General features: G+C 45.5%; 5 protein-coding genes. 2 read left to right on the plus strand and 3 right to left on the minus strand.

Annotation, left to right across the window (positions count from 1 at the left end):
* Positions 1 to 45: 45 nt before the first annotated feature.
* Positions 46 to 2,784 carry a WD40 repeat domain-containing protein gene (locus DXZ20_RS15975; RefSeq protein ID WP_163699226.1) on the minus strand — a complete coding sequence of 913 codons (2,739 nt, stop codon included), beginning with the start codon at positions 2,782 to 2,784 and terminating at the stop codon, positions 46 to 48.
* Positions 2,785 to 3,028: 244 nt separating this feature from the next.
* Here DXZ20_RS15975 and DXZ20_RS15980 point away from each other — a divergent pair, with 244 nt between their 5' ends.
* Together DXZ20_RS15980 and DXZ20_RS15985 are read left to right on the plus strand one after the other, a co-directional pair.
* Positions 3,029 to 4,069 carry a serine hydrolase domain-containing protein gene (locus tag DXZ20_RS15980; protein ID WP_163699228.1) on the plus strand — a complete coding sequence of 347 codons (1,041 nt, stop codon included), beginning with the start codon at positions 3,029 to 3,031 and terminating at the stop codon, positions 4,067 to 4,069.
* A gap of 69 nt (positions 4,070 to 4,138) precedes the next feature.
* A complete protein-coding gene (locus DXZ20_RS15985) occupies positions 4,139 to 4,798 on the plus strand; it encodes a YHS domain-containing (seleno)protein (protein WP_163699230.1) in 660 nt (219 codons plus the stop codon).
* A gap of 73 nt (positions 4,799 to 4,871) precedes the next feature.
* Here the strand turns inward: DXZ20_RS15985 and DXZ20_RS15990 are convergent, their stop codons facing one another.
* Together DXZ20_RS15990 and DXZ20_RS15995 are read right to left on the minus strand one after the other, a co-directional pair.
* Entirely contained in the window at positions 4,872 to 5,750 is an 879-nt protein-coding gene (locus DXZ20_RS15990; RefSeq protein WP_163659325.1) for a response regulator transcription factor, read from the minus strand.
* Positions 5,751 to 6,187: 437 nt separating this feature from the next.
* The coding region (locus DXZ20_RS15995) for an esterase-like activity of phytase family protein (protein WP_250565783.1) at positions 6,188 to 7,534 on the minus strand (1,347 nt) is incomplete at its 5' end.

Raw genomic sequence — 7,534 nt, forward strand, 5'->3', positions numbered from 1 at the left:
TTGTTTGTTTAGGGCGCACTGATATGCGCCCTAAACAACGCTCCATCACCGCCGCCACCACGTCTTAACAGGAGCTTTCTCCAACTTCCTCAACAAAACATCTCTTTGCGTAATCTTCACCCACGGCATGACCGTCCCAATATAATGAGTCTTCCGCCGTTTCTTCAGTGCCAACAATGCCACCCGTATATTAATCGCCTCATTTGGCAACCCCCGGCATAGCTCCACCACCGTCGCTGATGTCACTTTAGACATTGCCGCTAGCGCAATTGCCGCATTCATCACACCGCTGTGCTTTAATTTCGACAACAACGGCACCAACTCGGCTTCCGTCAAATCAAATGCCTCAATCACCTGCAGTGCTTCTGCAATAGAAATATTATTGGCCATCCCATTTTGCGAACCATTGCGCTGACGCCTCACCTCATCCGGCAACAATGCATCAATGATGTCAAAGATCTTATCCAGCATCCCCTTTACCGTGTGGAACTCACTGCTCTGCTTTATGCCGTCATACCGCAGAAATGCCAGAATTTTCTCGTAAATAGTCAGAATCAGCTGACTCGTATAAATATCTACCTCAATATCTCGTTGAAATCGTTCCAGCGCCTGGGGATAGCTATCATCATCTAACCGCATACGGCTATGGATAAACTCATAGAGAGACGACAATGCTGCTGAAACATTATCCCTGAGATCCTGCAACGCAGGCAGATACAGTTCACCATTTTCCAAATCAGCCAGATAGGGACTAATGGTTTGGTAGTTCTTTTCAGCACTGGCTACCAAGAAAAATAAAGCTTCCAGTAAAAGATGAGTCTCTAAAATAGGTGCATTGTATTTAGCCGATAAACCACCCTGTTCAGCTTTGGCCAACATAAACTCATAGAAACTGCTGACATTTGCCTGTTCTATCCGCCAAGCCTTGAAAAAGACCTCAGCTTTGTTCATTTGAACAAGGGAAGACTCTTCGACTTGGGGATTAGCTGCAGTACTTTCATCTTCACTTGCATCTTCAACAAGCTTGGGTAAATCCAGTAACTTCACTGTGCCATCTAAAGAGGCTGTAGCAAGGTACGAGCGATTGGCCGCAAAGGATAGGGCAATGGCGTGGGCATCATGGGCAATGGTGGTAACGCGTCTACCGGTAGCAACTTTGATTATGTTAGCGGTTTGATCTGACGATGCTGTGGCCAGGTATCCTCCATCGGCAGAGAACGCGACGGCATTAACGTCCTCTTCGTGCTTAATGGTATAAACGTTTCTGCCGCCTGTTTTAGTGACTACTTTGATGAGTTTAATTGTATTATTCCATGAGCCAATGGCTAGGTAGGTACCAAAGGGAGATGATGATATACCCCGCAGTTTACCCTGATGAGAGATAGAGGTGATTTTCTCACCGGTGGATATCTTTGTAATTTCGGTGTTTGAGCCAGTGGTTGTGGCAATGTAAGCCTCGTCTGGCGAAAAGCAAAGGACATCGGCTGAACTTGTATGGGAAAATGCTGTAACCTCATGGCCAGTGGCAACAGCCAATATCTTTATTGTTTTATCACTGGGAACGGCCAGATATGTCCCCCTGGGCGAAAAGCATATGGACTTTGATATGTCTGCTTCATTTTTGCTATGGGCCAGGGTACGAATCGTCTTGCCTGTAGCTACCTCAACAATTTTGATGGCTTTGTCAATAGAAACTGCGGCTAAGTGAGTGCCATCTGGAGAGAAGCAGGTTTTCTGTACAATACCTTGGTGCTGCACGGCAGCAAATTCTTTACCCGTCGATACGTCTATGACCTTAAAAAGATGGTCTAATACAATGGCCAGATACGCACCATCCGTTGAAAACGACATGGCTGTAAGCCAACCTTTATAGGTGATTGTTCTCAGCTCTTCACCTGTTTCCACCTCAATGATCTTAGCAGTGGTCGCTGATATGCTTTCTTCACCAGGCACTTGCCTCAAGTAGTAAACCCCGTTGGGAGAAAAGAAACCCACTGGGACATCAGACCTATTTGTAATAGTTGAGAAATTATCACTAGCACTCGCTTTATTGGTGGTGATTTTTGCATTGGGCTTAACCAATTCAATAAAGATATTGGAGAGCAGAGAATTTAGTCGCTGCTTCCCTGCCAAGTTGGAAGAAGTCTGGCCAATATCTTCTGGGTAGATCAGGGTAAAGGTTTCTTGTAGGGATGTGAGCTGTTGTCTAACAACGTAGAGATTGGGGTCATCAATTCTAGCGTCATGTTGTAGACCTGAAATCTTCCTCGCTCCGTAGGAAGCATATTGGGTGCTTTCGTTATCATTAGTAATATCTTGTCGAATGCTTTCTATAGCAATATCTCGTGACTGACTCAGTTTTTCTCGTGTTTTGATAAACTCATATAGCGTAGAAAGGGCGGTATCAATGCTGTCTTTGCAATTTTGCAATTGCTCTGCCTTGAGATATTCTTCACAGGTGATTAATAACGAATTGACCGTTGCCAAGGCAAGATTTGTTTCTAAGATTAGTAGAACATTCTGTTCTATGGGATTACCCGACTCAGCCGCTTTTTCAACCGCTTGTTTGATGCCATCCTTGGTGTATAGATAAAAGGTGGCGTGGGTAGCTTGCTTAGTATCCCGAAAGTGCTTCCAGTGCAGATAGTTTTGATTAAGCTGTTTGACGATATCCAAAAACTGGTGCGGTAAATTATTTCTATCTTCTGGTGTGATATCGATATTGATAAAGTCGTCGTGGATAACGTCTGGCGAAAACTTGGATGACGATATTAAGGAAAGCATGCTTCAAGAACTTGAGGGTGCTTATGGTTGATAAGAGGCCACTACAGCTAGATACAATCCCTTTACGCATGATTCCTTAAAGTTTGCACTCTCAATCAAAGTTCGTCCCCAAAGCGCTGTCGTTCTGAAATAAAACTTTGTACAGTTATTATGGCACCAAGGTTTTGTTAGTTAGTCAGACTACTGAAGCAATTATATGTGTCGATCAAAATTGTCCCCATGGCTAGCTGGAGTAACCATTATTATGTTCAGTATTGGATGCCAGCCAAAATCACAACCACTACCGACAAGTGCTCCATTTGATCAGCGTTTAGATGCTGCCCTAGCAGAAATTGAAGCCCAGAATCTCAATGTTATTATCGCCATCTCTCACCATGGCGAGCCTATGCAATTCAGAGAGTTTGGGGCTCCAGCAGCTGATACCATACCACCCGAACAAACTTTGGTTGATATCAATTCCATCACAAAAACTGTAACTGGAGTAATGGCAGCAAAACTTGTGCAACAGGGCAAGGTACGTTTTGATGAAACCCTTGGTGACATTTTTGACAACGTACCAGTCGATAAATCGAACATCACAGTACATCAGTTACTGACACACTCCGCTGGATTTGTAGAATCTATTGGTCCAGATCCAGAACAGCTGAGTAAAGATGAATTTCTCATTCGAGCATTTGAATCATCGCTTGAATTCCTTCCAGGAGAAACCTATCAGTATTCAAACACCGGATTTGGCATTGTCGCCGCAATCATTGAAGCGCGCTCTGGTAAATCTTATGAAGCTTATCTACGCGAAGATGTGATTGCAGGGCTAGGGCTAGAAAATACTGGGTACGAGTCTATTTATGGTGGTGACCGTTCACTAAAAACCAGGCAAGACGAGACAATTCGCCAGGCTAGTTGGGGAAACGACAAACCTTATTGGAATCTCATTGGTAATGGTGGCTTAGTCTCAACGGTGGAAGATATGATTCAATTTCGTCAAACGGTTGTTGCTGGTCAAGTCATATCTCCAGATATGCTTACTATTGTGCAAACGCCGCATATTCGGGAATTTGAAGACGATGAGAGCTTTTATGGCTATGGGCTTGTGGTTGAAGAATTAGACGGCATTGGGCAAGTCTATTGGCACGATGGTGGTAATGAAGTGTTTTCGGCCCAATGGATAGATTACGTAGAGCAGGGTGATTTAATTTTTACAGCTGGTACTGACGAGGATGCTACCAAAGCTATAGCTTCGTTGGAAAATCATTTGTATGGTGGTAGTGAAAATAGTTCAGAATAATTGTTTTGTCTAAGCCCAGATTAAGGTTTCTGTGATTAGCTATGGCCATAGTCAAAACTACTTTTAATTATGTACATAAATTCCTCAGGTAAATTCACAGCCACACTACTTGCAAGCTTAGTTCTAGCAGTAGGCTGTGCCGTAGATCCATCGAGTCAATCCGTGGATACCACTGTAACTAGCGATATCCAAGACAGTTCGGCCATAGCCACTGAAGTTGCAACTACGCCTAATCCCTGTGCTGGGGCAAATCCCTGTGCTGGGGCAAATCCCTGTGCTGGAGCAAATCCCTGTGCTGGGCCAGATACAACTGCAGCCGTAGAAACTATTGCACCTGAAACCCAAAATATCCAATATTTTGCAGACAATAGTGGACTGGCCATCCGTGGCACTGACCCCGTTGCTTACTTTACCCAAGGTGGACCGGTTGCGGGTAGTTCAGAGTTTACCTATACCTGGAACAATGCCACATGGCAGTTTGTCAGTGCAGAAAATCGAGACTTATTTGCAGCTAATCCTGCACAGTATGCTCCACAATATGGTGGATACTGTGCCTGGGCCGTGAGCCAGGGATATACTGCGTCCATTGATCCTAATGCCTGGAAAATTGTGGATGGCAAACTCTATCTTAACTACAGCAGAGGGGTACAAAGACGGTGGGAACAAGATATTCCCGGCCATATCAGCAACGCCAATGCCAACTGGCCTGGAGTCCTTGAAGAATCTTAGGAAGGGCGGCTATCCATAGAATGTGAGAGAATGTGAGCGGTCTCAGGGCTACCCTAGATTCAACAGCAATCGTCTATCCTAGACCCACTAACTTCAAGAATTCACCTTGATAAGATCGTTCAGCAAGATGCTGATCATTTGATGCCAGGTATTTGTTAAGCACCTTGAGAATCTTTTCTTTCTTAACAGGCTTGCTAAAGAATCCAGATGCACCCACTAATCTGGCGCGTACTCGGTCAATCAGGCCATCGTTGCTGGTTACCATGATTACAGGTGTTCTCCGTAAGGATGCAGTCCGGCGAATTTGAGCACACAGTTCGTAACCATTGGTATAGGGCATCACCAAATCTAAAAAAATCAGCTGAGGCCTGAATTCTAATAGTCTTGGCATGGTCTCTAAGGGCTTAGAGATATTTTGATAACCATAACCTGCCCCTTGAATAATTGCCGCCATGGCCTGGCTATCTAATGGACTATCTTCAATGTAAACCACCTGATTTTGAGATGCTGACAACAATCCTTGGGATAAGCGCGAAGGATTACGAAAGAGTAGAGAATTTGTTGTTTCTGAAGCGATAGGAACAGGACCTAACAACGTTTTTACTGTAGCTAAAATACTCTGTAGATCAACGGGTTTTAACTCACACGCATCACAGCCAGATTTCTGCACTTTGGTTCGCTCAGCTTCAGTTGTGCAAACTGTCAAGGCAACTATGGGGATCTTTTGCGTGACTGTTGATGCTTTAAGAATTTTAATTGTTTGCCAACCACTGATAACAGGCAGGTCTGTGTCAATTAAAATAATATCTGGTGCTTCAGTAACTGCCAATAAAATACCTTCATCGCCCCCTTGTGTAGCTAGAACTATCTCATAGTTACATTGGGTAAACCATGATCGAAGGGTATTACAGAGCGATGAATCGCTCGTTATTAATAAGATTTTCTTGGTCATAAAAAAGATTCACGAGCCATTTCCTAATGCACTTGAGTTTCCACGAGAACCAGTGAATCTGTTCCAAACGGACAAATTCATTGTCTCTAGTTCTGCTCAAACCGGTGGCAGGCCTGCCAGCGATTAGCATACAGGCCATAAAAAATCATGGCCTGTACAGTTGGAGCTATAACTAGCAAGCAATAAACATGCCCGATGCCAGTGTGAGTAGTAGGACACTCATATCAAGTACGACCAATGAAGTAGTTCAAAGTTGCCAATGGTTGAACCGCTTCAGTCGTTTGACGTATGCAATCTTGGATAAATTGCGCAAAAAACGTTTGCGTAATGTCAACGCCCCTTAGGGCTGAGCTTGTGAACCCGGTTAGGATATGCGTCAAAGCGGTCTACAGTTTGAGTTGCTTGAACTGTAGACCGTCTACATGCCTAAACTATGCCTAAACCACAGTAAATGCAGTTTCAGTTAGAGCTGAAGCAGCTACGCCATTTAGTAGAGCCAGATCCTCAGTGCCAAAGGAAATTACCGCAGCATCGCCACGCTGACCAAGGGATAGATCTGAGAAGGATAAGCCATCGGCCAGACCGATCAGGTCAGTGCCCACTTCGAAGTCAAGGATAGTATCCGTACCTTGACCTGCGGCCAGGACAAAGGTGTCAGCACCTCGACCACGACCAAAGTCGTCACCCACTAGGGTGTCGTTACCCAGGCCGCCCTGTAGCAGGTCATCACCGTCGTCACCCCAAATGTGATCATCGCCAGCATCGCCGAATAGCTCGTCGTTGCCACCTTTACCGCCGATTCGATCATTGCCTGCACCACCAAAGATCAGGTCATCGCCACCGATACCGCGCTGGGAATCGCGGCTATTGAGGTCACCCCGCAGGATGTCATCACCGTCACCGCCAGCGATCATGTCAGCGCCTAAACCGCCTGCAATCGTGTTGTCACTGACAGTGCCAACCAGGGTATTGTCAGAATCATCACCCACAGTGACTGATTCTGGTATCGATGCCACACCTAAACGCGGATCTAGATTTAATGGCTCATCCAGTGCCAATGTGATGATTTCGTTGTTGTCAATTTCGGTACCCGAGAAATCACGACCACTGGAGAATGGATAGTTGTTGTCATTCGCCACCAGAATGGTATTTTCATCAAGCACCAGGACATCTTCAATGGTGACAAAGGGGAAGGAGAATGTGGTGCTACCATCACCATTGAGATCATTAGGATCGTCAATGTCCAATAGATCAGCAACCAGCTCTCTTCCTACAAAGCCATTTTCATCAACATTAGAGATATCGATTTTGTAGATGCGCTTAAATTCGGCAGCTTCACCCTGACGACCATCCCGCTCAATCACTAAGAATTCAGTCTCGTTGATGGGGGTGAGGTCACCAATGGCATGGTTGGGGGCATCCAGCTGATACAGGCCGACAATGCCCTCAAATGAGCGGCTGGCTACATCAAATTCATAGATGCGCAGAGACCCTTCAGGATCGCCAAGGACTGTGCCTTCTAGCATGGGATAGAGGGTACTCCGGTCGGGGCTAAAGCCCATGCCTTCGTAACCCCGTGAACCGCGTAGGTTAGCAAACTCTTCAGCGGTTTCAAACTGTTCAACTATAATCCGTCCAGTTTCAGGGAAGTCGGTGAAGAAGCCATCCACACCCAGTTCAATCAGCTGACGAAATTCATCTCCAGAGGTCTGGGGAGTGCCATCCTCATTTAAGGTGAGAAAACGCTCTTCATCCCGCAGGGTGTAGGGGTGAACTTGCAGCCC

It is taken from the genome of Adonisia turfae CCMR0081 (assembly GCF_011009555.1).
Taxonomy (GTDB): domain Bacteria; phylum Cyanobacteriota; class Cyanobacteriia; order Phormidesmidales; family Phormidesmidaceae; genus Leptothoe; species Leptothoe turfae.

Excerpts from the sequence above, each read along its gene's own strand:
- DXZ20_RS15975 (WP_163699226.1), bottom strand. The coding sequence starts at position 2,784 with ATGCTTTCCTTAATATCGTCATCCAAGTTTTCGCCAGACGTTATCCAC.
- DXZ20_RS15990 (WP_163659325.1), bottom strand. The coding sequence starts at position 5,750 with ATGACCAAGAAAATCTTATTAATAACGAGCGATTCATCGCTCTGTAAT.
- DXZ20_RS15980 (WP_163699228.1), top strand. The coding sequence starts at position 3,029 with ATGTTCAGTATTGGATGCCAGCCAAAATCACAACCACTACCGACAAGT.
- DXZ20_RS15985 (WP_163699230.1), top strand. The coding sequence starts at position 4,139 with ATGTACATAAATTCCTCAGGTAAATTCACAGCCACACTACTTGCAAGC.